Annotated in this window: 23 protein-coding genes and 1 pseudogene; 13 read left to right on the top strand and 11 right to left on the bottom strand. The window is 70.5% G+C overall.

The genetic code is table 11. The features are described from left to right. Positions 1 to 33: 33 nt before the first annotated feature. Positions 34 to 1,191, bottom strand: coding sequence for a TadA family conjugal transfer-associated ATPase (locus OH768_RS28935; RefSeq protein ID WP_406458393.1), 1,158 nt, complete (start codon positions 1,189 to 1,191; stop codon positions 34 to 36). Between the two features lie 50 nt (positions 1,192 to 1,241). After that, positions 1,242 to 2,345: a septum site-determining protein Ssd gene (ssd, locus tag OH768_RS28930; protein WP_406458391.1), complete on the bottom strand. Its 1,104-nt coding sequence runs from the start codon at positions 2,343 to 2,345 to the stop codon at positions 1,242 to 1,244. Positions 2,346 to 2,929: 584 nt separating this feature from the next. On the opposite strand from ssd, the gene OH768_RS28925 reads away from it, so the two are divergent. Then, positions 2,930 to 3,772, top strand: coding sequence for an HAD family hydrolase (locus OH768_RS28925; RefSeq protein ID WP_406458389.1), 843 nt, complete (start codon positions 2,930 to 2,932; stop codon positions 3,770 to 3,772). Positions 3,773 to 4,112: 340 nt separating this feature from the next. On the opposite strand, the gene OH768_RS28920 is transcribed toward OH768_RS28925, so the two are convergent. Next, positions 4,113 to 4,937: an oxidoreductase gene (locus tag OH768_RS28920; protein ID WP_406458387.1), complete on the bottom strand. Its 825-nt coding sequence runs from the start codon at positions 4,935 to 4,937 to the stop codon at positions 4,113 to 4,115. 101 nt (positions 4,938 to 5,038) lie between these two features. On the opposite strand from OH768_RS28920, the gene OH768_RS28915 reads away from it, so the two are divergent. After that, entirely contained in the window at positions 5,039 to 6,019 is a 981-nt protein-coding gene (locus tag OH768_RS28915; protein ID WP_406458385.1) for an ATP-binding protein, read from the top strand. 21 nt (positions 6,020 to 6,040) lie between these two features. On the opposite strand, the gene OH768_RS28910 is transcribed toward OH768_RS28915, so the two are convergent. Further along, positions 6,041 to 7,312, bottom strand: coding sequence for a hypothetical protein (locus tag OH768_RS28910; protein WP_406458383.1), 1,272 nt, complete (start codon positions 7,310 to 7,312; stop codon positions 6,041 to 6,043). A 335-nt stretch (positions 7,313 to 7,647) separates the two neighbouring features. Between OH768_RS28910 and OH768_RS28905 the strand changes: the two genes are divergently transcribed. The 6 genes from OH768_RS28905 to OH768_RS28880 all read left to right on the top strand — a co-directional run bounded on the left by OH768_RS28905 (position 7,648) and on the right by OH768_RS28880 (position 15,471). Continuing rightward, positions 7,648 to 9,963: a bifunctional SulP family inorganic anion transporter/carbonic anhydrase gene (locus OH768_RS28905; protein ID WP_406458381.1), complete on the top strand. Its 2,316-nt coding sequence runs from the start codon at positions 7,648 to 7,650 to the stop codon at positions 9,961 to 9,963. A gap of 167 nt (positions 9,964 to 10,130) precedes the next feature. After that, entirely contained in the window at positions 10,131 to 12,089 is a 1,959-nt protein-coding gene (acs, locus tag OH768_RS28900; protein ID WP_406458379.1) for an acetate--CoA ligase, read from the top strand. A gap of 159 nt (positions 12,090 to 12,248) precedes the next feature. Next, on the top strand, positions 12,249 to 13,688 hold the full coding sequence (gene nhaA, locus OH768_RS28895; protein ID WP_406458377.1) for a Na+/H+ antiporter NhaA: 1,440 nt from the start codon (positions 12,249 to 12,251) through the stop codon (positions 13,686 to 13,688). Positions 13,689 to 13,731: 43 nt separating this feature from the next. After that, positions 13,732 to 14,217 carry a phage holin family protein gene (locus OH768_RS28890; protein WP_406458375.1) on the top strand — a complete coding sequence of 162 codons (486 nt, stop codon included), beginning with the start codon at positions 13,732 to 13,734 and terminating at the stop codon, positions 14,215 to 14,217. Next, positions 14,214 to 15,164, top strand: a complete 951-nt coding sequence (locus tag OH768_RS28885; RefSeq protein WP_406458373.1) for an alpha/beta fold hydrolase — start codon at positions 14,214 to 14,216, stop codon at positions 15,162 to 15,164. The genes OH768_RS28890 and OH768_RS28885 overlap by 4 nt, the downstream gene beginning before the upstream one ends. A gap of 127 nt (positions 15,165 to 15,291) precedes the next feature. Then, positions 15,292 to 15,471, top strand: a complete 180-nt coding sequence (locus tag OH768_RS28880) for a hypothetical protein (protein WP_078623198.1) — start codon at positions 15,292 to 15,294, stop codon at positions 15,469 to 15,471. 24 nt (positions 15,472 to 15,495) lie between these two features. On the opposite strand, the gene OH768_RS28875 is transcribed toward OH768_RS28880, so the two are convergent. From OH768_RS28875 to nth, 3 genes are all read right to left on the bottom strand, one after another. After that, a complete protein-coding gene (locus tag OH768_RS28875) occupies positions 15,496 to 16,695 on the bottom strand; it encodes a MarP family serine protease (RefSeq protein ID WP_406458371.1) in 1,200 nt (399 codons plus the stop codon). Between the two features lie 13 nt (positions 16,696 to 16,708). Continuing rightward, on the bottom strand, positions 16,709 to 17,398 hold the full coding sequence (locus tag OH768_RS28870; protein ID WP_406458369.1) for an NUDIX hydrolase: 690 nt from the start codon (positions 17,396 to 17,398) through the stop codon (positions 16,709 to 16,711). Positions 17,399 to 17,473: 75 nt separating this feature from the next. After that, entirely contained in the window at positions 17,474 to 18,349 is an 876-nt protein-coding gene (gene nth / locus OH768_RS28865; protein ID WP_406458367.1) for an endonuclease III, read from the bottom strand. A gap of 252 nt (positions 18,350 to 18,601) precedes the next feature. Between nth and OH768_RS28860 the strand changes: the two genes are divergently transcribed. The 3 genes and pseudogenes from OH768_RS28860 to OH768_RS28850 all read left to right on the top strand — a co-directional run. Next, positions 18,602 to 19,276 carry a Crp/Fnr family transcriptional regulator gene (locus OH768_RS28860; protein ID WP_019063754.1) on the top strand — a complete coding sequence of 225 codons (675 nt, stop codon included), beginning with the start codon at positions 18,602 to 18,604 and terminating at the stop codon, positions 19,274 to 19,276. Positions 19,277 to 19,391: 115 nt separating this feature from the next. Beyond that, positions 19,392 to 20,162: a transposase gene (locus OH768_RS28855; protein WP_406458364.1), complete on the top strand. Its 771-nt coding sequence runs from the start codon at positions 19,392 to 19,394 to the stop codon at positions 20,160 to 20,162. Positions 20,163 to 20,400: 238 nt separating this feature from the next. Then, positions 20,401 to 20,556 (top strand): annotated as a pseudogene (locus tag OH768_RS28850) (nucleotidyltransferase); the annotation flags it as partial. Here OH768_RS28850 and OH768_RS28845 read toward each other — a convergent pair. From OH768_RS28845 to OH768_RS28830, 4 genes are all read right to left on the bottom strand, one after another. After that, on the bottom strand, positions 20,553 to 21,383 hold the full coding sequence (locus tag OH768_RS28845) for an MBL fold metallo-hydrolase (RefSeq protein WP_406458362.1): 831 nt from the start codon (positions 21,381 to 21,383) through the stop codon (positions 20,553 to 20,555). The pseudogene OH768_RS28850 and the gene OH768_RS28845 overlap by 4 nt on opposite strands. Beyond that, on the bottom strand, positions 21,380 to 22,261 hold the full coding sequence (locus tag OH768_RS28840; RefSeq protein ID WP_406458360.1) for an NUDIX hydrolase: 882 nt from the start codon (positions 22,259 to 22,261) through the stop codon (positions 21,380 to 21,382). Before OH768_RS28840 ends, OH768_RS28845 begins: the two co-directional genes overlap by 4 nt. Before the next feature lie 74 nt (positions 22,262 to 22,335). Beyond that, the gene (locus OH768_RS28835; RefSeq protein ID WP_406458358.1) at positions 22,336 to 22,803 is read right to left on the bottom strand and encodes a RidA family protein; all 468 of its coding nucleotides are present in this window, start codon (positions 22,801 to 22,803) and stop codon (positions 22,336 to 22,338) included. Further along, entirely contained in the window at positions 22,800 to 22,955 is a 156-nt protein-coding gene (locus OH768_RS28830) for a DUF4177 domain-containing protein (protein WP_345038500.1), read from the bottom strand. Before OH768_RS28830 ends, OH768_RS28835 begins: the two co-directional genes overlap by 4 nt. Before the next feature lie 95 nt (positions 22,956 to 23,050). On the opposite strand from OH768_RS28830, the gene OH768_RS28825 reads away from it, so the two are divergent. Both OH768_RS28825 and OH768_RS28820 read left to right on the top strand, forming a co-directional pair. Then, a complete protein-coding gene (locus tag OH768_RS28825; RefSeq protein WP_406458356.1) occupies positions 23,051 to 24,028 on the top strand; it encodes an ArsA family ATPase in 978 nt (325 codons plus the stop codon). After that, positions 24,025 to 25,398 carry an ArsA family ATPase gene (locus OH768_RS28820; RefSeq protein ID WP_406458354.1) on the top strand — a complete coding sequence of 458 codons (1,374 nt, stop codon included), beginning with the start codon at positions 24,025 to 24,027 and terminating at the stop codon, positions 25,396 to 25,398. The genes OH768_RS28825 and OH768_RS28820 overlap by 4 nt, the downstream gene beginning before the upstream one ends. Positions 25,399 to 25,427: the final 29 nt, after the last annotated feature.

Here is a 25,427-nt window from a genome sequence, read left to right as displayed (position 1 = left end):
GCTCCCGTTCGCCGTAGTCGGCCCCGCACGCCCCTAACCCCGTTCGCCCCCGCCCCGAATCAACTCCCGCAACCGCTCCCACCCCCGCTCGTACGCGAACGCCTCCGCGCCCCACCGCAGCGCCGGTACCGTCCGCACCAGCCCCGACGGGTCCCGTTCCAGGACGTGGACCTCGGCGATCCGGCGGCGCCCGGCACGGTCCCGTACGAGGTGCAGGACCACCGACAGGGCCGCTGCCAACTGGCTGTGCAGCGCGGCCCGGTCGAGGCCCGCGGCGGTACCCAGTGCCTCCAGGCGGGCGGGGACATCGGCCGCGGCGTTCGCGTGCACGGTCCCGCAACCGCCTTCGTGGCCCGTGTTGAGCGCGGCCAGCAGGTGGACCACCTCAGGGCCGCGGACCTCGCCGACGACGAGCCGGTCAGGCCGCATCCGGAGGGCCTGGCGGACCAGGTCCTGGAGCGTGACGAGGCCGGCGCCCTCCTGGTTGGCGGGTCTGCTCTCCAGCCGTACGACGTGCGGATGGTCCGGCTTCAGCTCCGCCGAGTCCTCGGCGAGCACGATCCGTTCTCCCGGCCCGACCAGCCCCAGCAGTGCGCTCAGGAGTGTCGTCTTGCCGCTGCCGGTACCGCCGCTGATCAGGAAGGACAGCCGTGCCTCGATCACGGCCCGCAGGATCCGGTCGCCGCCCGGCGGGACCGTGCCGGCCGCGATCAGCTCGTCGAGCGTGAACGCGCGCGGTCGTACGACACGGAGCGCGAGGCAGGTGCAGCCGACGGCGACCGGGGGCAGTACGGCGTGCAGGCGTGTCCCGTCGGGCAGCCGGGCGTCGGCCCAGGGCCGTGCGTCGTCCAGCCGTCGTCCGGCCACCGCGGCCAGGCGCTGCGCGAGACGTCGTACGGCCGCCGCGTCCGGGAAGGTGACAGCGGTCAGTTCCAGGCCGCCGCCCCGGTCGACCCACACCCGGTCCGGGGCCGACACGAGCACGTCGGTCACCGAAGGGTCGGCGAGCAGGGACTCCAGTGGCCCGCTGCCCACCAGTTCGGACCGCAACTGCTCGGCCGCGCCCAGCACTTCGGCGTCCCCCAGCACCCTCCCCTGCTCCCGCAGCGCCTGCGCCACCCGCGCGGGCGTCGGCTCGCCCCCGCTCTCGGCAAGCCACCGCCGCACACCGTCGAGCAACCCCACGGGCATCCCCGGAGCCAAGGGCGCACCGCCCCTCCCCGCGCTCGCCACCGGCCCGCTCATACGCCACCCGCCTCGACCAGCGCCCGCTCCCAGAACTCCCGGCAGAACCGCGCCAGCGGCCCCTTCCCGGCCGCCCCCGGCGGCGCCTTGCCCTCGTGCGGCCGCAACAGCCCCGATTCGACCGGCACTTCGCCCGCCAGTGGCAGTCCGAGCAGGCGGGCCACCTCCCGGTCGTCGAGGCCGGGGGCGTACGGCCCGCGGACGGCCACGCGCAGATCGCGCAGTACCATGCCGACGGCGGAAGCCACCCGGCCGGCCGCCGCGACGGCGCGCAGCTCGGCTGGGACCACCAGGAGGCCCATGTCGAGTTGGGCGAGGGTCTCGGCGACGCCGTCGTCGATGCGGCGCGGCAGGTCGACGACGACCGTGCCGCCGCGCCTTCTGGCCGCGGCGAGCACCGCGCGGACGGCCTGCGGCGGGATGGCGACGCAGTCGCCGCGGTCCCAGCTGAGCACCCGGAGCGAGTGGAGTTCGGGGAGGGACTCCTCCAGGGCGCCGCCGCCGACCCGGCCGCGCGAGGCGGCGAACGCGGGCCAGCGCAGGCCTTCCGCGCTCTCTCCGCCGAGGAGTACGTCGAGTCCGCCGCCGAGTGGATCCGCGTCCACCAGGAGGGTGCGCAGTCCCTCCCGCGCGGAGGTGACGGCGAGGGCGCACGCGAGCGTGGACGCTCCGGCCCCGCCGCGGCCCCCGATGACGCCGACGGTGAGCGCGGGGCGGCCGACGCCCTCGGCCACGTCGGCGATGCGGTCGACGAGCCACTGTTCGCCGTCGGGCAGCATCAGGACGTGGTCGGCGCCGATCTCGACGGCCCGCCGCCAGACCCCGGAGTCGTCCTGGTCCCGGCCGACCAACACCACCCCGTGCCGACGGGCGGCCCCGCGCACCCGTCGCGCCGCGTCGTCGCCGACCAGGACGAGCGGCGCCGTCTCCCAGCCGCCCCGACGCTCCGGGACCCCTGGATGGACCTCTGGTGTCGCGCCGGCGGCCGCGCACAGGCGCAGCAGGTCGTCGAGGAGTTCGGCGTCCTCAGTGACGATCAGTGGTCCGTCCTGCCGTCCGTCGGCGGCGGGTGGCGGATCGTGTGTGACAGTTCCGGCCATTCTTTCCATCCCCCATCGATGTGTCTCTCGCGTGGCCCCTGCGGTCCCGCGATTCCCAAACGTGTGAAGAACCGGCGATCGGCCTCCATATGCACGGCCGACAGAAACCGGCCGAACGCGTCCGACAAACGGAACCGGCCATGAACTCGCCGCGATCGAGGACGCGTTGGAATCACGGTGCGGGCATCACGGAAATCGTGTGGATCTTGGTCGAAAACTGTGGACAACACAGGGCCTGTGAATATCGCCGTCACCCATACCGCTGACCCTGGTACTGACCTCTGTGCGAGTTCCGCAGCGCAGCCTCACGGCTACACACAGTGACGAGCTCTGGGCATGAAAAAGAGGCGGCCGCAGCCGCCTCGGGTTGGCCTCACGACCACGCACAGGAAGGGAAAACGGGTCCGGACATGCGACGACCCCCACCGGGGGGGAGAGTGGGGGTCGCCTTCACGGCCGACTCGGGGGGGGAGGAGCCGGGCCGCGTTAGCACGGTCGCGAACGATCCGTGACTTCCATGGTGTACCCGAGAGCCCTCTCAGGCAAACCCACGCGCCACACCTTACGCCGAATGGGCTGCGCCTATGCTCTGGGTTGTGGAAAACCACTCCTTGCCCCGCACAGCAGCCTTCTTCGACCTGGACAAGACGGTCATTGCGAAGTCGAGCACGCTCACCTTCGGCAAGTCCTTCTACCAGGGCGGGCTGATCAACCGCAGGGCCGCGCTGCGGACCGCCTATGCGCAGTTCGTCTTCCTCGCCGGCGGCGCCGACCACGACCAGATGGAGCGGATGCGCAAGTACCTGTCCGCACTCTGCCGCGGCTGGAACGTCCAGCAGGTCAAGGAGATCGTCGCCGAGACCCTGCACGACCTGATCGACCCGATCATCTACGACGAGGCGGCCTCCCTCATCGAGGAGCACCACCGCGCCGGCCGCGACGTCGTGATCGTGTCCACGTCGGGCGCCGAGGTGGTCGAGCCGATCGGTGAACTCCTGGGCGCTGACCGGGTGGTGGCGACCCGCATGGTGGTGGGCGACGACGGCTGCTTCACCGGTGAGGTGGAGTACTACGCATACGGCCCGACGAAGGCCGAAGCCGTCAAGGAGCTGGCCCAGTCCGAGGGCTACGACCTCGACCGCTGCTACGCCTACAGCGACTCGGCGACCGATGTGCCGATGCTCCAGTCCGTGGGCCACCCCTACGCCGTGAACCCGGACCGCGCACTGCGCCGCGAGGCACTCGCGCGCGGGTGGCCGATTCTGGACTTCAACCGCCCGGTCAGGCTCAAGCAGCGGCTGCCCGCACTCTCCGTGCCACCCCGTCCGGCACTGGTCGTGGCCGCGGCAGTGGGCGCTGCGGCGGCCACCGCGGGGCTCGTCTGGTACGCGAGCCGACGCAAGGCGGCGACCGTTTACGCCGGTTAGTGACCCTTTGAACGCAAAAGCAAAGAAGCGCGGCAAGGGGTTCCGCTTCCCCCGGCGCGGGAGTACAAAGGACTTAACGGCCCGCGAGACCAAGGACATCCGAAAGGATCACCTTAATAACGCATTTGGCCCCACGGACCGCGCATGAACACCGAGCACCCACGCGACGTCGACCCGTCGATTACGGGCCAGCCGCACCAGGTGACGGGCAATGTTCCCGACCTGATGGGCAATATTTCGAGGACGCTTGGTAACCCGGTGGAACATGCCAGCGGCGGTACGAATCCTCGTGCCGCCGCAACCCGTAACGGCCCCCTCCGTAGGGGGCCGTTTTCCTGTGTCAGGCGGCTCCGCGCTGCAGCGCCTCGCACACCGCCGTCGACTCGCGTGCCCCCAGCTCGACGGCCCGCCCGCAGTGCTTGATCCACGCGGCCATGCCCTCCGGAGTGCCGGAGACATAGCCGTCCAGCGCCGCCAGATAGGCCGCGCGCCCGAGTTCGGCGTGGCCGACCTCCGCCGGGCACACGGACTTCGGGTCGAGACCGCTGCCGATGAGGACGATCCGCTCGGCCGTGCGCGCGACGAGCCCGTTACGGGAGGTGAAGGGGCGCAGCGCGAGCAGTTCGCCGTGCACGACGGCGGCCGTCACCAGCGCCGGCGCCGAACCGCCCGCGATGATCAGCTCCAAGAGCCCGTCCAGGCGTCCCGAGACCTCGGCCGCACCGGGCAGCGGCAGTTCGACGAGCGGCTCGTCGACCGGCTCGCCTTCCTGGCGCGGCCGTCCGACCTCGCCCTCCTTGCTCGCGGCGGCCACCAGGTGCAGCCGGGCGAGCACCCGCAGGGGCGACTGCCGCCAGATGGACAGGAGTTGGCCCGCCTCGGCGGACAGCCGCAGGGCCGCACCCATCGTGCGGGCCTCCTCGTCACCGCTGAAGTCGGTGCGCCGGCGCACCTCTTCGAGTGCCCAGTCGGCCCCGGACAGCGCGGCGGAGCCACGCGCCCCGCGCAGTGCCGCCTCGGCGGTGATCTCGTTGCTGCGGCGCCGCATGACCCGGTGCCCGTAGACCCGGTCCACGGCCTTGCGCATGGACTCGACGGACTCGGCCACTCCGGGCAGCGTGCCCAGGGCCGCGAGCGGATCGGCGGTCGCACCTGTCGTACTCATGAGTACGACAGTAGCCATCCCGGCGGCGCACCCCACGATGGAGTGGTCTTCTTCACGCACACCCGCCACATACAGCTATGAGCCGACTACTCTTCGTGAACATGAAAATTGCTTTCGTCGGAAAGGGCGGCAGCGGAAAGACCACCCTGTCCTCCCTGTTCGTCCGCCACCTCGCGGCCACCGCCCAACCAGTCGTCGCCATCGACGCGGACATCAACCAGCACCTGGGCCCCGCGCTCGGCCTGGACGAGGCGGAGGCCGCCGCACTGCCCGCACTGGGCGAGCACCTCCCCCTGATCAAGGACTACCTGCGTGGCAGCAACCCGCGCATCGCCTCCGCCGACACGATGATCAAGACCACCCCGCCCGGCACGGGCTCCCGACTGCTGCGGGTGCGCGAGAACAATCCGGTCTACGACATCTGCGCGCGCTCGGTGGAACTCGACGGCGGCGCCGCCCGTTTGATGGTCACGGGCCCCTTCACGGACGCCGACCTGGGGATCTCCTGCTACCACTCCAAGACGGGAGCGGTGGAGCTGTGCCTGAACCACCTGGTGGACGGGCGCGACGAGTTCGTCGTCGTGGACATGACGGCGGGTTCGGACTCCTTCGCCTCCGGCATGTTCACCCGCTTCGACATCACGTTCCTGGTGGCCGAACCGACCCGGAAGGGGGTCTCCGTCTATCGCCAGTACAAGGAGTACGCCCGCGACTTCGGAGTCGTCCTGAAGGTCGTCGGCAACAAGGTGCAGGGCCAGGACGACCTCGACTTCCTCCGCGCCGAAGTCGGGGACGACCTGCTGGTGACGGTGGGGCACTCGGACTGGGTGCGCGCCATGGAGAAGGGCCGCCCGCCCCGGTTCGAGCTCCTGGAGGACGTCAACCGCCGGGCCCTGCGCATGCTGGAGATCGCCGCAGACGCGACGTACGAACTGCGTGACTGGGAGCGCTACACGCAGCAGATGGTGCACTTCCACCTGAAGAACGCCCGGAGTTGGGGCAACGAACGCACCGGGGCCGACCTGGCGGCGCAGGTCGACCCCGGGTTCGTGCTCGACGAGAGCGTCACCGCCCCGGTGTGAGGCGTGCCCCCTCCCGACCTTCTACTGCTTGACCGCCGGCGCCCCGGGCACACCCTTAGGGGCCGGCGCGGGGCGGCCGGTCAGGAAGGACGCCCAGCCGGGCTTCGGCGCCTCGCCGACGTTCAGGTTGCGCAGTTTCGCCAGGGTCCCCGGGTCCTGGGCGTCCAGCCAGTCGGCCAGCTGCCGGAAGGAGACACAGCGCGTCTCGGGCTTGTTGCAGACCTTCTCGATGACCTCGTCGAGGGCACGCATGTAGGTGCCGCCGTTCCAGGACTCGAAGTGGTTGCCGATGACCAGGGGCGCGCGGTTGCCGTCGTAGGCCCGGTCGAAGCCCTTGAGCAGGCCGTCACGCATCTCGTCGCCCCACTGCTCGTACTTGTCGGGGTCGCCCTGGGTCTGGGTGCCGGACTGGTTGACCATGAAGTTGTAGTCCATGGTCAGCTGCTCGTAGGAGTGGCCGGGGAAGGGGACGAGCTGCATGGACAGGTCCCACAGCCCCTCCTTCTTCTTGGGCCAGATCTGGTCGTTGACCCCGCTGGTGTCGTAGCGGAAGCCCAGCTGGCTCGCCGCCTTCATGAAGTTGGCCTGGCCCTCCAGGCAGGGCGTGCGGGCGCCGACGAGTTCCTTGTCGTAGTCGAAGGGCAGCGGGGAGGCCTTCTTCATCCCGGAGTTGGTCTTCCAGCCCTTCACGAACTGCTTCGCCTGGGCGATCTCGCTCTTCCACTCGGCGACCGACCACTCGCCGACCCCGCCGTTCTTGCCGCAGAAGTGACCGTTGAAGTGGGTGCCGATCTCGTTGCCCTCCAGCCACGCCAGGCGCAGCTGCTTCACGGTGTCGGAGATGCCCTGCTCGTCGTTGAAGCCGATGTCGGAGCTGCCCGGCGAGTGCTCCGGGGGCTTGTAGAGGTCGCGCTTGTCCTCCGGCAGCATGTACACGCCGCTGAGGAAGTACGTCATGTTCGCGTGGTTGGCCTTGGAGACCTTGCGGAAGTGGGAGAACAGCTTCTGGCTGTCCTCGCCGGCTCCGTCGAAGGAGAAGACCACGAACTGCGGGGGCTTCTGACCGGGCTTGAGCCGCTCGGGTCTGGGCAGATGCGGCTGCGCCCCGGTGTAGGACGTGGACCCGTCCCCGATCAGGCGGACTCCGCTCTTGGGTGCCGGGGCGGGCGCCGTCTTGTGCGGACCGTGCGCTCCGTGCGGGGAACCGTTGTCACCGATCGCGCAACCGGCGAGCGACGCGGCACAGGCCGCGGCGATCACGGCGCCCGCGGTGATCCTCTGGGTGGCGGCCATGTCCGCCCACCTTCTTCCTTCGTTCGGACCGACGCCGATCAGGGCGTTTTCTGGCGATGTGCCGGGATTCCCGGCAGCGCCGCCAAGGTCGCATGGGGCCGAAGGTGGGATTCGTACGACAAGCCGATGAAATTCTCACTTCACTCTTCGAGGTGACTTATTACCCCATTTGCTCGCAAAATCCTTGCTTGACCTTTACTCTGCATTACTATTCATTTACCGAGCGTTGAGATATCCCGCCGCTGCACGCCGTGACCCACGGCCGCGACCGACCCCCGCCATCGACGGGGACCACCAGTTCCGCGACCGCGCTGCCCCGGAGGAGACGGGAAGACATGTCAGCCTGCGTACGCACCCGCACCACCGACTCGAACGCGAATCGAACGAAGCGCGTCCACCCGCCCCACAGCCCGCCGCCCCCGCACCGCCGCTTCCGTGTCACGGGCGCCGATGTGTCGGCCTCCATCGCGGTCTTCCTGATCGCCCTGCCCCTGTCACTCGGCATCGCCCTCGCCACCGGCGCGCCCCTCCAGGCCGGCCTGGTCGCCGCCGCCGCAGGCGGGCTCGTCGCCGGGCTGCTCGGCGGCTGCCCGCTCCAGGTCAGCGGCCCGGCCGCCGGACTCACCGTGGTCACCGCCGACCTGATCCACCGTTACGGCTGGCGGACGACCTGCGCGGTCACCGTCCTCGCGGGCCTTGCCCAACTCGCCCTGGGCTGCGTACGCGTGGCCCGCACCGCGCTCGCCGTCAGCCCCGCGATCGTGCACGGCATGCTCGCCGGCATCGGCGTCACCATCGCCGTCGCGCAGCTGCACATCGTGCTCGGCGGCACCCCGCAGAGCTCGGTCCTCGCCAACCTCCGCGCCTTGCCCGCCCAGTTGGCGGACCTGCACCCGGCCGATGTGGCAATCAGTGTGCTGACGCTGGCCCTTCTGCTGCTGTGGCCGCGCGTCCCGGGCCGGCTGGGACATCTGATGCGCAAGATCCCGGCCGCGCTCGTCGCCGTCGCCGGAGCCACGCTCACCGCCTCCCTCGCCGGGCTGGGCCTGGCCAAGGTCGATCTGCCGTCCTGGAGCAGCCACGCGCTGGCCGGACTGCCCGAGGGCCCGGTGCTCGGCATCGCCGCCGCCGTCCTCACCACCACCCTGGTGTGCAGCGTGCAGTCGCTGCTCGGCGCGGTCGCCGTGGACAAGCTGGTCGCCGGGCGGCCCGGGCTCTCCGCCCGCGTCGGCCGCTCCGACCTCAACCGCGAACTGCTGGGCCAGGGCGCCGCCAACATCGTCTCCGGCGCGCTCGGCGGACTGCCGGTCGCGGGCGTGGCCGTCCGGAGTTCGGCGAATGTGCAAGCCGGTGCCGTGAGCCGGAACTCCACGATGATGCACGGCGTTCTCGTAGTGGTAGCCGCGCTGCTGATGGTCCCGGTGCTCGAGCTGATCCCCCTCGCTTCGCTCGCCGCACTCGTGATGGCCGTCGGCATCCAGATGGTGTCCCTGCACCACATCCGCACGGTGACCCGCCACCGAGAAGTGCTGGTCTACGCCGTCACCACCGTCGGCGTGGTCTTCCTCGGTGTCCTGGAGGGCGTGCTCCTCGGAGTCACCGTGGCCGTCACCGTCGCCCTCAACCGCCTTGCCCACACCCGCATCACGCACGACGAGCAGGAAGGAGTCCATCACGTACACGTCCGGGGGCAGTTGACGTTCCTCGCGGTACCGCGGCTCAGCCGCGTCCTGCATCTCGTGCCCCAGGGCGCCCACGCCGTCGTGGAGTTGGACGGTTCGTTCATGGACCACGCGGCGTACGAGTCACTGCAGGACTGGCAGAACGCGCACACCGCCCGGGGAGGCTCCGCCGAACTGACGGGCCGCCGTACGGGAGTTCGTGCCGACGCGACGAGCGCCGAAGCCTGCCGCTGTCACCCCTGGACGCCGTGGCGCGAGCACCGGTGCGAGCGCCCGCAGTCGGCGCCCCGCGGCGGCCGTCCTGCCTCCGACCATCAACTCGCCCGTGGCATCAGCGCGTTCCAGCGCAACACCGCACCCCTCGTGCGGGATGAGCTGGCCCGGCTGGCCAGGGAGGGGCAGCAGCCTTCGCAGCTCTTCCTGACCTGCGCCGACTCGCGGCTGGTCACGTCGATGATCACCTCCAGTGGTCCCGGCGACCTGTTCGTCGTGCGGAACGTGGGCAACCTCGTGCCGCCGCCCGGCGAGAAGAGCGGCGACGACTCGGTGGCGGCTGCGATCGAGTACGCGGTCGACGTGCTCCGCGTGAGATCGATCACGGTGTGCGGGCACTCGGGGTGCGGGGCCATGCAGGCGCTGCTCAACTCCCGGCCTGGGGAGCCCCGTTCGCCGCTCAAGCGGTGGCTGCGGCATGGGCGGCCGAGCCTGGAGCGGATGGCCGACGACAACCGGCCCTGGGCGCGGTTGGCCACCAGGGCGCCCGCCGATGCCGTAGAGCAGCTGTGTCTGACCAATGTGGTGCAGCAGTTGGAGCATCTGCGGGGGCACGAGTCGGTGGCGCGGGCCCTGCGGGACGGGGAGTTGGAGCTCAACGGGATGTACTTCCACGTGGGTGAGGCGCAGGCGTATCTGCTGAGCGGGGAGGACGAGTTGTTCGATCGGGTGGGGGTGATGGACGTGTCGGCCTGAACGTCGTTCACCCGGTGTCCGTGGGCACGAAAGACCCCCGCCACGCAGATCCGCCCACGGGTCCGATGACAGGTCTAAACCAATATTTCGGCGACCCTTGTCATCGGACCCCCGGGTCTGATGAGCTGGCCCGGGACACAACGGACACCCTGGGAAAGGCAGATGCCGTGAGCAACGAAAGCCTGGCCAACCTGCTCAAGGAAGAGCGCAGGTTCGCACCCCCCGCGGGCCTGGCGGCGCACGCCAATGTCACGGCGGAGGCGTATGAGCAGGCCAAGGCTGACCGGCTCGGCTTCTGGGCCGCGCAGGCCCGCCGCCTGAGCTGGGCCAAGGAGCCGAGCGAGACGCTGGACTGGTCGAACCCGCCGTTCGCCAAGTGGTTCAAGGACGGATCGCTCAACGTGGCGTACAACTGCGTGGACCGGCACGTCGAGGCGGGCAACGGCGACCGGGTCGCCATCCACTTCGAGGGCGAGCCCGGCGACAGCCGCGCGATCACCTACGCCGAGCTGAAGGACGAGGTCTCCAAGGCCGCGAACGCCCTGCTGGAGCTGGGAGTCCAGAAGGGCGACCGGGTCGCCGTCTACATGCCGATGATCCCGGAGACAGCGGTCGCGATGCTGGCCTGCGCGCGCATCGGCGCCGCGCACTCGGTGGTGTTCGGCGGCTTCTCGGCGGACGCGCTCGCGACCCGTATCCAGGACGCGGACGCCAAGGTCGTCATCACCTCTGACGGCGGCTGGCGGCGCGGCAAGCCGTCCGCGCTCAAGCCGGCCGTGGACGAGGCCCTGACCAAGGTGGACAACGTCGAGCACGTGCTCGTCGTACGGCGTACCGGGCAGGAGGTCGCCTGGGACGACGGCCACGACGTCTGGTGGCACGAGATCGTCGACCGGCAGTCGACGGAGCACACGCCGGAGGCGTTCGAGGCGGAGCAGCCGCTGTTCATCCTCTACACGTCCGGTACGACGGGTAAGCCGAAGGGCATCCTGCACACCTCCGGCGGCTATCTCACCCAGGCCGCGTACACCCACCACGCGGTCTTCGACCTCAAGCCGGAGACCGACGTCTACTGGTGCACGGCCGACGTCGGCTGGGTCACCGGGCACTCGTACATCGTCTACGGCCCGCTCGCGAACGGCGCGACGCAGGTCATGTACGAGGGCACCCCGGACACCCCGCACCAGGGCCGCTTCTGGGAGATCGTCCAGAAGTACGGGGTGACGATCCTGTACACGGCGCCGACCGCGATCCGTACGTTCATGAAGTGGGGCGACGACATCCCCGCGAAGTTCGACCTCAGCTCCCTGCGGGTGCTGGGCTCGGTGGGCGAGCCGATCAACCCCGAGGCGTGGATCTGGTACCGCAAGCACATCGGCGGCGACAAGACGCCGATCGTGGACACCTGGTGGCAGACCGAGACCGGCGCGATGATGATCTCGCCGCTGCCGGGCGTGACCCACACCAAGCCCGGTTCCGCGCAGACGCCGCTGCCCGGCATCTCCGCGACCGTGGTCGACGACGAGGCGGGCGAGGTCCCGAACGGCGGCGGCGGTTACCTGGTCCTGACCGAGCCGTGGCCGTCGATGCTGCGCACGATCTGGGGCGACGACCAGCGGTTCCTGGACACGTACTGGTCGCGTTTCGAGGGCAAGTACTTCGCCGGTGACGGCGCGAAGAAGGACGACGACGGCGACATCTGGCTGCTCGGCCGGGTGGACGACGTGATGCTCGTGTCCGGGCACAACATCTCCACCACCGAGGTCGAGTCGGCGCTCGTCTCCCACCCGTCCGTGGCCGAGGCGGCCGTGGTCGGCGCGGCCGACGAGACGACCGGGCAGGCGATCGTCGCGTTCGTCATCCTGCGCGGCACGGCGAACGCGGAGGACGAGAACCTCGTCAACGACCTGCGCAACCACGTCGGCGCCGTCCTCGGCCCGATCGCCAAGCCCAAGCGGGTCCTCCCGGTGGCCGAGCTGCCGAAGACCCGCTCCGGCAAGATCATGCGCCGTCTGCTGCGGGACGTGGCGGAGAACCGCCAGCTCGGTGACGTCACGACGCTGACCGACTCGACAGTCATGACCTTGATCCAGGAGAAGCTCCCGGCGGCGCCCAGCGAGGACTGAGCAGTACGTCACTCAGCGGTACGCCCGTGAGGGGTGCCCGGCGCAGCGCGCGCCGGGCACCCCTTTTAGGTAAACTAAGCAAAACGTGACCCTCATGGTGTGCCGGGAAGTCTGGTCGGCGAGTAGTTCCGTCCTGCCCACCGACCGGAGGTTCCCCCGATGGCCGCGCCCCGCCCCACCCCCGCCCGCAAGGTTCTCGGACGTCTGTCCCTGCCCGAGCGGAACTTCGTCGCGGAGGCGCTGCGCACCGAGACCGTCGGCGGTGTCCTCCTCCTGATCGCCGCGGTCACCGCGCTGATCTGGGCGAACGTCCCCGCCCTGCACGACAGCTACGAGAGCGTCAGCCACTTCCACCTCGGCCCCAGCGCCCTCGGCCTGCACCTCTCGATCGCCCACTGGGCCGCCGACGGCCTCCTCGCCGTCTTCTTCTTCGTCGCCGGCATCGAACTGAAACGCGAACTCGTCGCCGGCGACCTGCGCGACCCCAAGGCCGCCGCCCTGCCCGTCGTCGCCGCCCTGTGCGGAATGGCCGTACCGGCACTCGTCTACACGCTCACCAGCCTCACCGGTGGCGGCTCCCTCCAGGGCTGGGCGGTGCCGACCGCCACCGACATCGCCTTCGCGCTCGCCGTCCTCGCGGTGATCGGCACCTCCCTGCCGAGCGCCCTGCGCGCCTTTCTGCTCACCCTCGCCGTGGTCGACGACCTGTTCGCGATCCTGATCATCGCGATCTTCTTCACCGCCCGCATCGACTTCGCCGCGCTCGCCGGGGCGGCCATCGGCCTGGCGGTCTTCTGGCTACTGCTGCGCCGGGGCGTGCGTGGGTGGTACGTGTACGTCCCGCTCGCGCTGGTGATCTGGGCGCTGATGTACAACAGCGGCGTCCACGCCACCATCGCCGGGGTGGCGATGGGCCTGATGCTGCGCTGCACCACCCGCGAGGACGAGAAGCACTCCCCGGGCGAGCACGTCGAACATCTCGTACGGCCCCTGTCGGCGGGCCTCGCGGTTCCGCTGTTCGCGCTGTTCAGCGCCGGGGTCGCCATCTCGGGCGGCGCGCCGGGCGACGTATTCACCAAACCGGAGACCCTGGGCGTGGTCCTCGGGCTGGTCGTCGGCAAGGCTGTCGGGATCTTCGGCGGAACCTGGCTGACGGCCCGTTTCACCCGGGCCTCGCTCAGCGACGACCTCGCCTGGGCGGACGTGTTCGCGGTCGCCTCGCTGGCCGGCATCGGCTTCACCGTGTCGCTGCTCATCGGGGAACTCGCGTTCGGCGGCGACCAGGTGCTCACCAACGAGGTCAAGGCGGCCGTCCTCGTGGGCTCCCTCATCGCGGCCCTGTGCGCGACCGTGTTGCTCAAGCTGCGCAACGCCCGGTACCGCAGGATGTACGAGGACGAGGAGCGCGACGAGGATCTCGACGGCATCCCCGACATCTACGAGCAGGACGACCCGGCGTACCACCTGCGCATGGCTGGACTCCACGACCGCAAGGCCGCCGAGCACCGCAGGATCGCCGCGGAGAAGGCCGCCGAACAGCGGCGCGGACCTGCCGAAGTAGCGGGCGGGGCAGGCGAGGACAACGACGGTCCGGCATGATCTGACCAGACGGTACAAACACATGGGGAAGAGGGAGTACGCGATGAGCGCACCCGACGGCAGCCCGGTCGGCGCCGAACGCAGCATCGGCCAGTTGTTCGCCTCGGCGACGACCGAGATGTCCGCGCTGGTGCACGACGAGATCGCGCTGGCCAAGGCACAGCTCAAGCAGGACGTCAAGCGCGGGGCGGTGGGCGGCGGCGCGTTCACGGTCGCCGCGGTGGTCCTGGTGTTCTCCCTGCCGATGCTCAACTTCGCGCTGGCGTACGGCATTCGGACCTGGACCGGCTGGAACATGGCGCTCTGCTTCCTGCTCTCCTTCGCCGCGAACGTGCTCGTCGCGATCGTCCTCGGGCTGGTCGGAGTGCTCTTCTTCAAGAAGGCCGCGAAGAGCAAGGGCCCGCAGAAGGTGACCGCTTCGGTCAAGGAGACCGCGGGCGTCCTGGGCAACGCGAAGCCGCATCCCCGCGCGGCGATCGAGGACCGTGTCCCCGAAGCCATCGAGGCTGTGGCACGCTCGTCCTCATGACGGACCCCGCCCATCCTTGGGCACAACCTGCTTCGGTCGTACGGCTCGCCATTCCCGGCGGGCACCAGGTGACTCACCGGGATGTCGCGGCCAACGGCGCCCGCTTCCACATCGCGGAGGTGGGCGACGGGCCGCTGGTCCTGCTGCTGCACGGCTTCCCGCAGTTCTGGTGGACCTGGCGGCACCAGCTCGGCGCGCTGGCCGACGCCGGGTTCCGGGCCGTCGCCATGGACCTCCGGGGCGTCGGCGGCAGCGACCGCACCCCGCGCGGCTACGACCCCGCCAACCTCGCCCTCGACATCACCGGCGTGATCCGCTCCCTCGGCGAGCCGGACGCCGCGCTGGTCGGCCACGACCTCGGCGGCTATCTGGCATGGACGGCCGCCGCGATGCGCCCCAAGCTGGTGCGCCGGCTCGCGGTCTCCTCGATGCCGCACCCCCGGCGCTGGCGCAACGCGATGTTGTCCGACGTCAGACAGTCCGCGGCGAGTTCCTACATCTGGGGGTTCCAGCGCCCCTGGCTCCCCGAGCGGCAACTCCTCGCCGAGGACGCCGAGTTGGTGGGCAAGCTGATCCGCGACTGGTCCGGCCCGCAGCCGCCGGACGACGGCGCGGTCGAGGCGTACCGGCGGGCGATGCTGATCCCGTCGACCGCGCACTGCTCGATCGAGCCGTACCGCTGGATGGTGCGGTCGATGGCGCGCCCGGACGGCATCCAGTTCAACCGGCGCATGAAGCGGCCGGTGCGGGTGCCGACGCTGCATCTGCACGGCTCGCTCGACCCGGTGCTGCGCACCCGCAGCGCGGCGGGCTCCGGGGAGTACGTCGAAGCCCCGTACCGCTGGCGGCTGTTCGACGGTCTCGGGCACTTCCCGCACGAGGAGGAGCCGGCGGTCTTCTCGACCGAACTGGTCAACTGGCTCAAGGATCCCGAACCCGATCGGTGACCGAGCCGTCGCGCCCGGTATCCGGACTTGAACACCTGTACTACGAACGGCCACTTGCCCCGCGCATACGCCAATTGGGGCCCCAAGGGGTGGTTATGGACCTTGGGGCAGGGGCAGAGGTCGGGGTATGGGCTGGACGCACGACTACAGTGACGCAGCACGCAATCGCCGCTCGGACCACGGTCTGAGCTCCCACCAACGGGGCGCCCCGCAACTCCAGGGCACAGACCTCAGGGTGGGGATCCCGCGCATTCTGCGCCGCCGGGCCCGCTGGGTCTCGGTACGGCTGCGTCACCCACGCGGCTGACGCAGCCCCTTCCAAAAGCCGGTCTCACAGCGCGCAACTGTCGCTGTCCACCTGCTCGTTGGCACTGCGCCCCTTGACGATGTCCGGCTGGATCTCGTCGGCGGTGAGCGCGTACCCGGTGTCGGGGTCGTCGAGGGACTTCGCGAAGACCACGCCGTACACCTTGCCCTCGGGCGTGAGCAGCGGGCCGCCTGAGTTGCCCTGGCGGACGGTCGCGTAGAGCGAGTACACATCGCGGCGGACCGTGCCGCGGTGGTAGATGTCCGGACCGCTGGCCGTGATGCGGCCACGCACGCGTGCCGCCCGGACGTCGTACGACCCGTTCTCCGGGAAGCCGGCGACGATCGCGCTGTTGCCGCTGTCCGCGTCCTTGGCGGCGAACTGCAGGGAGCGCGCCTTCAGGTCCGGTACGTCGAGTACGGCGATGTCGCGGTGCCAGTCGTAGAGGACGACCTTGGCGTCGTACTTGCGGCCCACGCCGCCTATCTGGACGGTGGGTTCGTCGACGCCGCCCACGACGTGCGCGTTGGTCATGACGCGGCGGTCGCCGAAGACGAAGCCGGTGCCCTCCAGGACCTTGCCGCAGCTCTGGGCGGTGCCCATGACCTTGACGATGGACTGCTGGGCGCGGGTGGCGACCGCGCTGGAGGCGAGGGCCGGGTCGGGCGGCTGGACGTCGTTGATCGGCTCGTTGGCGAACGGGCTGAAGACCTGCGGGAAGCCGTTCTGCGCGAGGACGGAGGAGAAGTCCGCGAACCAGGTGTCGGCCTGCGCGGGCAGCGCCCGGGACACCCCCAGCAGCACCTTGGAGCTGCGGACCTCCTTGCCGAGCGTCGGCAGGGTGGTGCCGGCCAGGGCCGAGCCGATCAGCCAGGCCACCAGGAGCATCGCGAGGACGTTGACGAGGGCACCGCCGGTCGCGTCCAGGGCGCGGGCCGGGGACCAGGTGATGTAGCGGCGCAGCTTGTTGCCGAGGTGGGTGGTCAGGGCCTGGCCCACGGAGGCGCAGACGATGACGACGACGACCGCGACGACGGCCGCGGTGGTGGAGACCTCCGCGTTGTCGGTCAGCGCGTCCCAGATGACGGGCAGCGTGTAGACGGCGACGAGACCGCCGCCCAGGAAGCCGATCACCGACAGGATGCCGACGACGAACCCCTGGCGATAGCCCACGATCGCGAACCACACGGCGGCGACCAGCAACAGGATGTCCAGCACATTCACGAGCGACACCCTGTCATGACCGCCAGTCGAGGGGGACCTGCTTCTCGCGGTCCCAGGGGCGCTCCCAGCCCGAGTAGTGCAGCAGGCGGTCGATCACCCCGGCCGTGAAGCCCCACACGAGGGCCGATTCGACCAGAAATGCCGGACCCAGGAAGCCGCTGGGGTGCGTGACCGTGACTCTGTTGGCCGGATCCGTGAGATCCGCCACGGGGACCGTGAACACGCGTGCCGTCTCGTTCGGATCGACCACGCCCACCGGTGTCGGCTCCCGCCACCAGCCCAGCACCGGGGTCACCACGAAGCCGCTCACCGGGATGTACAGCTTGGGCAGCACCCCGAAGAGCTGCACTCCGGCGGGGTCGAGTCCGGTCTCCTCCTCGGCCTCGCGGAGAGCGGCCCGCAGCGGGCCGTCGCCCGTCGGGTCGCCGTCCCCGGGGTCGAGGGCACCGCCGGGGAAGGACGGCTGCCCCGCGTGGGAGCGCAGCGAGCTCGACCGCTCCATGAGCAGCAGCTCGGGCCCCTGATCGCCCTCCCCGAAGAGGATCAGCACCGCGGACTGCCGGCCCGCCCCGTCCTCCGGCGGCAGGAACCGGCTCAGCTGGAGCGGCTCGACCGTCTCCACCGCGTGCACCACCGGGTCCAGCCAGCCCGGCAGGCCCTCCTTGCTGAGCCCCACACCCTGGGCATTGCTCGCGCGCGTCATCCCCCACCCCCGTTCACACCGATCAACGCCCGATACCTCCGAGATCGTTCCGTCATCCGGTCCCCGATGCCGTCGTCATGCCGATCCCAGCGGCGGCGCCGGTTTGCCGCCCGCGTCCAGATAGGCCTGCGGCGGGTTCAGGCGCTGGCCCGGATAGCCGCCCTTCTCGTACTTGAGCAGCTTCTTCGCCTTCTCCGGGTCCGTCTCGCCCTCGCCGTACGCCGGGCAGAGCGGGGCGATGGGGCAGGCGCCGCAGGCGGGCTTGCGGGCGTGGCAGATGCGGCGGCCGTGGAAGATCACGTGGTGCGAGAGCATCGTCCAGTCGCTCTTAGGGAAGAGCGCTCCCACGGCGGCCTCGATCTTGTCGGGCTCGGTCACCTCCGTCCACTTCCAGCGCCGTACGAGCCTTTGGAAGTGCGTGTCCACAGTGATGCCGGGGCGCCCGAACGCGTTGCCCAGCACCACGAAGGCGGTCTTGCGGCCGACACCGGGCAGCTTGACGAGGTCTTCGAGCCGCCCCGGGACCTCGCCGCCGAAGTCCTCGACCAGGGCCTTGGAGAGGCCTATCACCGACTTCGTCTTGGCCCGGAAGAACCCGGTCGGGCGGAGGATCTCCTCGACCTGCTCCGGATCGGCGGTGGCCAGGTCCTCGGGGGTCGGGTACTTGGCGAACAGGGCCGGTGTCGTCTGGTTGACCCTGAGGTCGGTGGTCTGGGCGGACAGGACCGTGGCGACCACGAGCTGGAAGGGGTTCTCGAAGTCGAGCTCCGGGTGGGCGTACGGATAGATCTCGGCCAGCTCGCGGTTGATCCGGCGGGCGCGGCGGACGAGGGCGGTGTGCGACTCGCTCTTGTCGCTCTCTACGACAGCCACCCTTTTTACCCCCTTTGCCGCTTTCCTGCCGCCGTCAGGGCTCTGTTCGCCCACGGCGGAATCACGAGGTACAACCATCCGCCCAGCCCCCTTGGCCTGTGCTCTCACCGGCGATTTGGACACCCGGCCAGCCTAGAGCCCGCCACTGACATCCACCCCGGACCCCGAAGATCAGCCCCCAATTGGACCCCTGCCGCTTACCTCGGGACACCTGTACGGCATCCTTGTGACAGATCACACTGTTTGGACGGTCCGGCAAAATGGGGAGCACGGTCCCCTGGTACCAAGGGGGAGCACCATCCCCTGAGCAGGTCGACAAGGAGAGAACTCGTGGACGACGTTCTGCGGCGCGCCCCGCTCTTCGCGGCGCTCGATGACGATCAGGCCGCGGAGCTGCGCGCCTCCATGAGTGAGGTGACCCTCGCGCGCGGGGACTCGCTCTTTCACGAGGGCGACCCGGGCGACCGGCTCTACGTGGTCACCGAGGGCAAGGTGAAGCTCCACCGCACCTCCCCCGACGGCCGCGAGAACATGCTGGCCGTCCTCGGCCCCGGCGAGCTGATCGGCGAGCTGTCACTGTTCGACCCGGGCCCGCGCACGGCCACCGCCAGCGCGCTGACCGAGGTCAAGCTGCTGGGCCTGGGCCACGGCGACCTCCAGCCCTGGCTGAGCGCCCGCCCCGAGGTGGCCTCCGCGCTGCTGCGCGCGGTCGCCCGCCGGCTGCGCAAGACCAACGACGCGATGTCCGACCTGGTCTTCTCGGACGTCCCCGGCCGCGTGGCCCGTGCCCTGCTGGACCTCTCCCGCCGCTTCGGCGTGCAGTCCGAGGAAGGCATCCACGTGGTGCACGACCTCACGCAGGAGGAGCTGGCCCAGCTGGTCGGCGCCTCCCGCGAGACGGTCAACAAGGCCCTCGCCGACTTCGCGGGCCGCGGCTGGCTGCGCCTGGAGGCCCGCGCGGTGATCCTGCTGGACGTCGAGCGGCTGGCGAAGCGCTCGCGCTGAAACGCACGTCTTCTTACTGAAGGGCCCTGCCGCACGGTGGGGCCCTTCTCGCATCGCCAGGTGGGGGCCTAAGACTTGTCCCGTAACTGCTGGTCAGGGATGAGATGATCTTGTCGTGGCTGGTGTGATCACGGCGTCGGAGCCGTCCTGGATAGCCCCGTTCACCGGGCTGAGTCCGCGTCAGTTCGGGAAGCTGATCACCGCGTTGCGACGCGAGGGGGCAGATCCGGTGCGCAAGGGCCGGCCGTGGAGCCTGCCGCTGGAAGACCGGGTGCTGCTGGTCGCCGCGTACTGGCGGACGAACCTGACGCTGCGCCAACTGGCGCCGCTGTTCGGGGTGTCGAAGTCGGCCGCCGACCGCATCATCGACCACCTCGGACCCGCGCTCGCCCTCCAGCAACGCAGGCGGTTCCGCAAGGACGCCGTGCTGATTGTGGACGGCACCCTGGTTCCCACCCGCGATCACCAGGTCGCCGAGCAGTCGAAGAACTACCGCTACTCGACCAACCACCAGGTCGTCATCGACGCCGACACCAGGCTCGTCGTCGCCGTCGGCCGCCCGTTGCCCGGCAACCGCAACGACTGCAAGGCGTGGGAACTGTCCGGCGCGAAGGACGCCGTCGGCAAGACCACGGTCATCGCGGACGGCGGCTACCGCGGCACCGGCCTGGTCATCCCACACCGCCGCGAACCCGGCCAGGCCGAACTCCCGGCGTGGAAAGAGGAACACAACACCTCCCATCGCAAAGTACGTGCACGCGTCGAGCACGCCTTCGCCCGCATGAAGACCTGGAAAATCCTCCGCGACTGCCGCCTCAAAGGGGCCGGTGTCCACCACGCCATGCTCGGCATCGCCCGCCTGCACAACCTCGCACTCGCCGGGTGACGGAGAAACGGCAGGTCATCCAGCACATCAAAGATCATTTACGGGACAACGCTTAGGAACAGGGGGCGGGAATGTACGAGGACAAGGCGCCGGATTCGGTCTGGGCGGGGCGGTCGGGGCGACGCCGGTGGTCGCGGAGACCGGTGTCGGCGCGGCTGCTGTGGCGGAGTGGGCGGGAGAGCGGGAGCCCGGGGGCACCGCTGGGCATCTGGGCGGTGGACGGACGCTCGCCCTGGGGGCCGAGGAACTGCGCAGGGCGGCGGCGTCGGGTTGCGAACCGACCGGCGACGCGCGCGTGCTGCCGTCGTACGTCGGCGATCTCGGCCCGTGGCTGGCCGAGGAGTACGCGCGCGTGCACGGCGTGAAGGCGCCGCGCCCGGACGGCATCGCCTAGATGAGGCCGTGTTCGCGCAGGTAGTCCAGCTGGGCGCGCACCGACAGTTCCGCCGCCGGCCACAGTGAGCGGTCGACGTCCGCGTACACGTGGGCGACGACCTCGGCCGGGCTCCGGTGGCCGTTCTCCACGGCTGTCTCGATCTGGGCGAGCCGGTGGGCACGGTGGGCGAGATAGAACTCGACGGCGCCCTGGGCGTCCTCCAGGACCGGTCCGTGGCCCGGCAGGACCGTGTGGACGCCGTCGTCGACCGTGAGCGAGCGCAGCCGCCGCAGCGAGTCCAGATAGTCGCCCAGGCGGCCGTCAGGATGCGCCACCACGGTCGTACCGCGCCCCAGGACGGTGTCTCCCGTCAGGACTGCCTGATCGGCCGGGAGATGGAAGCACAGGGAGTCCCCGGTGTGCCCGGGCGTCGACACGACGACCAGTTCCAGGCCGCCGACCCGGATGACGTTCCCGGCGGCGAGGCCCTCGTCCCCGAGGCGCAGCGCCGGGTCCAGGGCGCGGACCTTCGTGTCCGTCAGCTCGGCGAAGCGGACGGCGCCTTCCGCGTGGTCGGGGTGTCCGTGCGTGAGCAGGGTCAGGGCGATCCGCCTGCCCGCCTTCTCGGCGGTGTCGACGACGTTGCGCAGATGCCCCTCGTCCAGGGGCCCCGGGTCGATCACCACGGCCAGCTCGGAGTCGGGCTCCGCGACGATCCAGGTGTTCGTCCCGTCCAGGGTCATCGCGGACGCGTTGGGCGCGAGGACGTTCACGGCACGCGCGGTGGCGGGGCCGGTGGACACCCCGCCGCGTGGCTGGCCGGGGAGGGCGGCTGCGTCGGTCATGCGGGGGCTCCACCGGTCGAGAGGTCGGTCGGGATGTGCTTGGTGAACTCCTCGTGGCCCGGCCAGGACAGGACGATCTCGCCGTCCTGCAAGCGGGCCTGTGCGAGGACGGGCGTCAGATCGCGCTCCGGGGCCGACGACAGGGCCTCGGCCGCGCTGCCGTACGGGATCAGTCCGCGCAGGGTCGCGATGGTCGGCGGCATCATCGTCAGGTCGCCCTTGTCGTACCCGGTGGCCGCCTCGCCCGGGGCGATCCACACCGTGTGGTCGGCCTCCGTGGAGGCGTTCCGCGTGCGCTGCCCCTCAGGGAGGACCGCCACGAAGAACCAGGTGTCGTAGCGGCGGGTTTCGAACGCCGGGGTGATCCAGCGGGCCCAGGCGCCCAGCAGGTCGGAGCGCAGGACCAGGCCTCGGCGGTCGAGGAACTCGGCGAAGGACAAGTCACGGGCGACCAGGGCGGCGCGGTCCGCCTCCCAGGTCTCGCCCGTGGTGTCGCCGACCACGGAGTCGGGGGTGGGTCCGGCGAGCAGGACGCCGGCCTCCTCGTACGTCTCCCGTACGGCCGCGCACACGATCGCCTGGGCGGCCGTCTCGTCGACGACGAGCCGGTTCGCCCACCACGCGCGCGTGGGGCCCGCCCAGCGGACGTGACGGTCGTCGTCACGCGGGTCGACACCGCCGCCCGGGTACGCGTACGCGCCCCCGGCAAAGGCCATGGAGGCCCGCCTGCGCAGTATGTGGACGGCGGGGCCGGTATCCGTGTCCTTCAGGAGCATCACGGTGGCCGCCCGCCTGGGCACGACCGGGGTGAGCGCGCCCTCCGCGAGCGCGCGGATGCGCTCGGGCCACTCCGCCGGGTACCACTGCCCATTCGCCATGGGCGGAGGCTATCCCGTAGCGCGCGGATGTTCGAGAGGCGACAACGCGCCCTCCAGGACGGCGAACACCGTGGTTACGCCTGCGTCAGCTCCACCTGGATCTCGACCTCGACCGGCGAGTCCAGCGGCAGCACCGCCACTCCGACCGCGCTCCGCGCGTGCACGCCCTTGTCGCCGAGGACCTCGCCGAGGAGTTCGCTGGCGCCGTTGATCACGGCGGGCTGGCCGGTGAAGTCGGGGGCCGAGGCGACGAAGCCGACGACCTTCACCACGCGCGCGACGCGGTCCAGGTCACCGGTGACGGACTTGACGGCGGCGAGGGCGTTCAGCGCGCAGGTGCGGGCCAGTTCCTTGGCCTCCTCCGCGGTGACCTCACCGCCTACCTTGCCGGTGACCGGCAACTTGCCGTCCACCATGGGCAGTTGGCCGGAGGTGTACACGTAGACCCCGCTCTGCACGGCGGGCTGGTACGCGGCGAGCGGCGGGACGACCGCCGGCAGGGTCAGGCCGAGTTCGGCCAGCCGGGCCTCGACGGCGCTCATGCCTTCTCCCGCTTGAGGTAGGCCACCAGTTGCTCGGGGTTCGGCCCGGGCACGACCTGGACGAGCTCCCAGCCGTCCTCGCCCCAGGTGTCCAGAATCTGCTTCGTGGCGTGGACGAGCAGCGGCACAGTCGAGTATTCCCACTTGGTCATGCGGCCGACTTTAGCGGCTGCGAACCGGTCGCCCGCGGTCGCGTTGTCCACAGCCTCCCGCTTGGTTCGGGCGCGGACTGGTTAGGCTCGAAGACGTGAGCAGGCTCCAGGTCGTCAGTGGCAAGGGCGGTACCGGCAAGACCACGGTGGCCGCGGCCCTCGCGCTGGCCCTGGCCACCGAGGGGAAGCGGACGCTTCTCGTCGAGGTCGAGGGTCGCCAGGGCATCGCGCAGCTCTTCGAGACGGAGACGCTGCCCTATGAGGAGCGGAAGATCGCCGTCGCTCCCGGGGGCGGGGAGGTGTACGCGCTGGCCATCGACCCCGAACTGGCCCTTCTGGACTACCTCCAGATGTTCTACAAACTGGGCGGCGCGGGCCGCGCCCTGAAGAAACTCGGCGCGATCGACTTCGCCACCACGGTCGCGCCCGGCCTCAGGGACGTACTCCTGACCGGCAAGGCGTGCGAGGCCGTACGGCGCAAGGACAAGAGCGGGCGGTTCGCCTACGACTACGTCGTGATGGACGCCCCGCCGACCGGCCGCATCACCCGCTTCCTGAACGTCAACGACGAGGTGGCCGGGCTCGCCAAGATCGGCCCGATACACAATCAGGCGCAGGCCGTGATGCGGGTCCTGAAGTCCCCGGAGACGGCCGTGCACCTGGTGACGCTCCTGGAGGAGATGCCCGTCCAGGAGACCGCCGACGGCATCGCCGAACTCCGGGCTGCGCGGCTGCCGGTGGGCCGGATCATCGTGAACATGGTGCGGCCCGAGGTGCTGGACGCGGCCGAGCTGGATCTCGTACGGGCCGTGCCGCGCACAGCCGTCGCGCAGTCGCTGTCGGCCGCCGGGCTCGGCGGGGCGCGGCGCGGCGGCAATGCCGAGAAGCTGGTGGATCCGCTGCTCGCGCAGGCGGAGGAGTACGCCGCGCGGTACGCCCTGGAGCACGACCAGCGGGCCGTGCTCGGCGCGCTGGACCTGCCGCTGCACGAACTGCCGTTGCTCGCCGAGGGCATGGACCTGGCGGGCCTGTACGAACTCGCCACCGAGCTGCGGAAGCAGGGGATGTCATGAGCCCGGTCCAGGAGCAGGGGCGCGACGGCGCCCGTCGGCTGTCCCCCGCGCGCGTGCTCGACGTCGATCCGCTGCTCGACGACCCGGAGACCCGCATCGTGGTGTGCTGCGGCTCGGGCGGGGTCGGCAAGACGACCACCGCGGCGGCGCTCGGGCTGCGGGCCGCCGAGCGGGGCCGCAGGGTCGTCGTCCTGACCATCGACCCGGCCCGGCGGCTCGCCCAGTCCATGGGCATCGACTCGCTGGACAACACCCCGAGGCGGGTGAAGGACGTCGACGGGGACGGCGAACTGCACGCCATGATGCTCGACATGAAGCGCACTTTCGACGAGATCGTCGAGGCGCACGCGGACCGCGAGCGGGCTGCCGCGATCCTGAACAACCCCTTCTACCAGTCGCTCTCGGCGGGCTTCGCGGGCACCCAGGAGTACATGGCGATGGAGAAGCTGGGCCAGTTGCGCGCCCAGCACGACTGGGACCTGATCGTGGTGGACACCCCGCCGTCCCGCTCGGCCCTGGACTTCCTGGACGCGCCGAAACGTCTCGGCTCGTTCCTGGACGGCAAGCTGATCCGGCTGCTGACCGCGCCGGCGAAGCTGGGTGGGCGGGCCGGCATGAAGTTCCTCAACGTCGGCATGTCGATGATGACCGGCACGCTCGGCAAGCTGCTCGGCGGTCAACTGCTCAAGGACATCCAGACGTTCATCGCCGCGATGGACACCACCTTCGGCGGCTTCCGCACCCGCGCGGACGCGACGTACAAGCTGCTGCAGGCGCCCGGGACGGCGTTCCTGGTGGTCGCGGCGCCAGAGCGGGACGCGCTGCGCGAGGCCGCGTACTTCGTGGAGCGGCTGGCGGCCGAGGACATGCCGCTGGCCGGTCTGGTGCTCAACCGGGTGCACGGCAGCGGGGCCGCCCGGCTCTCGGCCGAGCGGGCACTCGCCGCCGCGGAAAATCTTGAGGAGTCCCGCATTGTCGATCAGGTGGGCGGGAAAGCTGGACTTCGTAACTCTCCCGACACGTACGGCAGTTCAGAATCTTCCGGTCCCAGATCTCCCGGTTCCCGGGCAGCAGCTCGTGACGAAGGCTCCCCCGCCGCCACGGACGACGAGCGCCCCGCCGACAAGCGACCCGACGACGAGCCATCCGTCGACCGACTCACCGCAGGCCTGCTGAGACTGCACGCCGACCGGATGCGGCTGCTCTCCCGCGAGCAGCGCACACGTGACCGCTTCACCGCGCGCCACCCCGAGGTGGCCGTCGCCGAAGTGGCCGCGCTGCCCGGCGATGTGCACGACCTCGCGGGGCTGCGGGACATCGGGAACCGGCTCGCGGCCGGTCGGCCGGAGCTGCCCGAGACGACGGTCTGACGCCCGGGACAAAGGTCTGACGCGTGCCC

This window comes from Streptomyces sp. NBC_01622 (genome assembly GCF_045209635.1).
Classification (GTDB): domain Bacteria; phylum Actinomycetota; class Actinomycetes; order Streptomycetales; family Streptomycetaceae; genus Streptomyces.
Note: the sequence above shows the minus strand (reverse complement) of the source record. Positions and strands in the feature narration are given on the sequence as shown.

What these genes read in the sequence shown, in the direction of transcription:
- nth (WP_406458367.1), bottom strand. Translation starts at nt 18,349, where the DNA reads ATGGTTGTACCTCGTGATTCCGCCGTGGGCGAACAGAGCCCTGACGGC.
- OH768_RS28840 (WP_406458360.1), bottom strand. Translation starts at nt 22,261, where the DNA reads ATGGCGAATGGGCAGTGGTACCCGGCGGAGTGGCCCGAGCGCATCCGC.
- OH768_RS28905 (WP_406458381.1), top strand. Translation starts at nt 7,648, where the DNA reads ATGTCAGCCTGCGTACGCACCCGCACCACCGACTCGAACGCGAATCGA.
- OH768_RS28915 (WP_406458385.1), top strand. Translation starts at nt 5,039, where the DNA reads ATGAAAATTGCTTTCGTCGGAAAGGGCGGCAGCGGAAAGACCACCCTG.
- OH768_RS28835 (WP_406458358.1), bottom strand. Translation starts at nt 22,803, where the DNA reads ATGAGCGCCGTCGAGGCCCGGCTGGCCGAACTCGGCCTGACCCTGCCG.
- OH768_RS28870 (WP_406458369.1), bottom strand. Translation starts at nt 17,398, where the DNA reads ATGACGCGCGCGAGCAATGCCCAGGGTGTGGGGCTCAGCAAGGAGGGC.
- OH768_RS28880 (WP_078623198.1), top strand. Translation starts at nt 15,292, where the DNA reads ATGGGCTGGACGCACGACTACAGTGACGCAGCACGCAATCGCCGCTCG.
- OH768_RS28935 (WP_406458393.1), bottom strand. Translation starts at nt 1,191, where the DNA reads ATGCCCGTGGGGTTGCTCGACGGTGTGCGGCGGTGGCTTGCCGAGAGC.
- OH768_RS28830 (WP_345038500.1), bottom strand. Translation starts at nt 22,955, where the DNA reads ATGACCAAGTGGGAATACTCGACTGTGCCGCTGCTCGTCCACGCCACG.
- OH768_RS28885 (WP_406458373.1), top strand. Translation starts at nt 14,214, where the DNA reads ATGACGGACCCCGCCCATCCTTGGGCACAACCTGCTTCGGTCGTACGG.
- OH768_RS28845 (WP_406458362.1), bottom strand. Translation starts at nt 21,383, where the DNA reads ATGACCGACGCAGCCGCCCTCCCCGGCCAGCCACGCGGCGGGGTGTCC.
- OH768_RS28925 (WP_406458389.1), top strand. Translation starts at nt 2,930, where the DNA reads ATGCTCTGGGTTGTGGAAAACCACTCCTTGCCCCGCACAGCAGCCTTC.
- OH768_RS28910 (WP_406458383.1), bottom strand. Translation starts at nt 7,312, where the DNA reads ATGGCCGCCACCCAGAGGATCACCGCGGGCGCCGTGATCGCCGCGGCC.
- OH768_RS28820 (WP_406458354.1), top strand. Translation starts at nt 24,025, where the DNA reads ATGAGCCCGGTCCAGGAGCAGGGGCGCGACGGCGCCCGTCGGCTGTCC.
- ssd (WP_406458391.1), bottom strand. Translation starts at nt 2,345, where the DNA reads ATGGCCGGAACTGTCACACACGATCCGCCACCCGCCGCCGACGGACGG.
- OH768_RS28890 (WP_406458375.1), top strand. Translation starts at nt 13,732, where the DNA reads ATGAGCGCACCCGACGGCAGCCCGGTCGGCGCCGAACGCAGCATCGGC.
- nhaA (WP_406458377.1), top strand. Translation starts at nt 12,249, where the DNA reads ATGGCCGCGCCCCGCCCCACCCCCGCCCGCAAGGTTCTCGGACGTCTG.
- OH768_RS28920 (WP_406458387.1), bottom strand. Translation starts at nt 4,937, where the DNA reads ATGAGTACGACAGGTGCGACCGCCGATCCGCTCGCGGCCCTGGGCACG.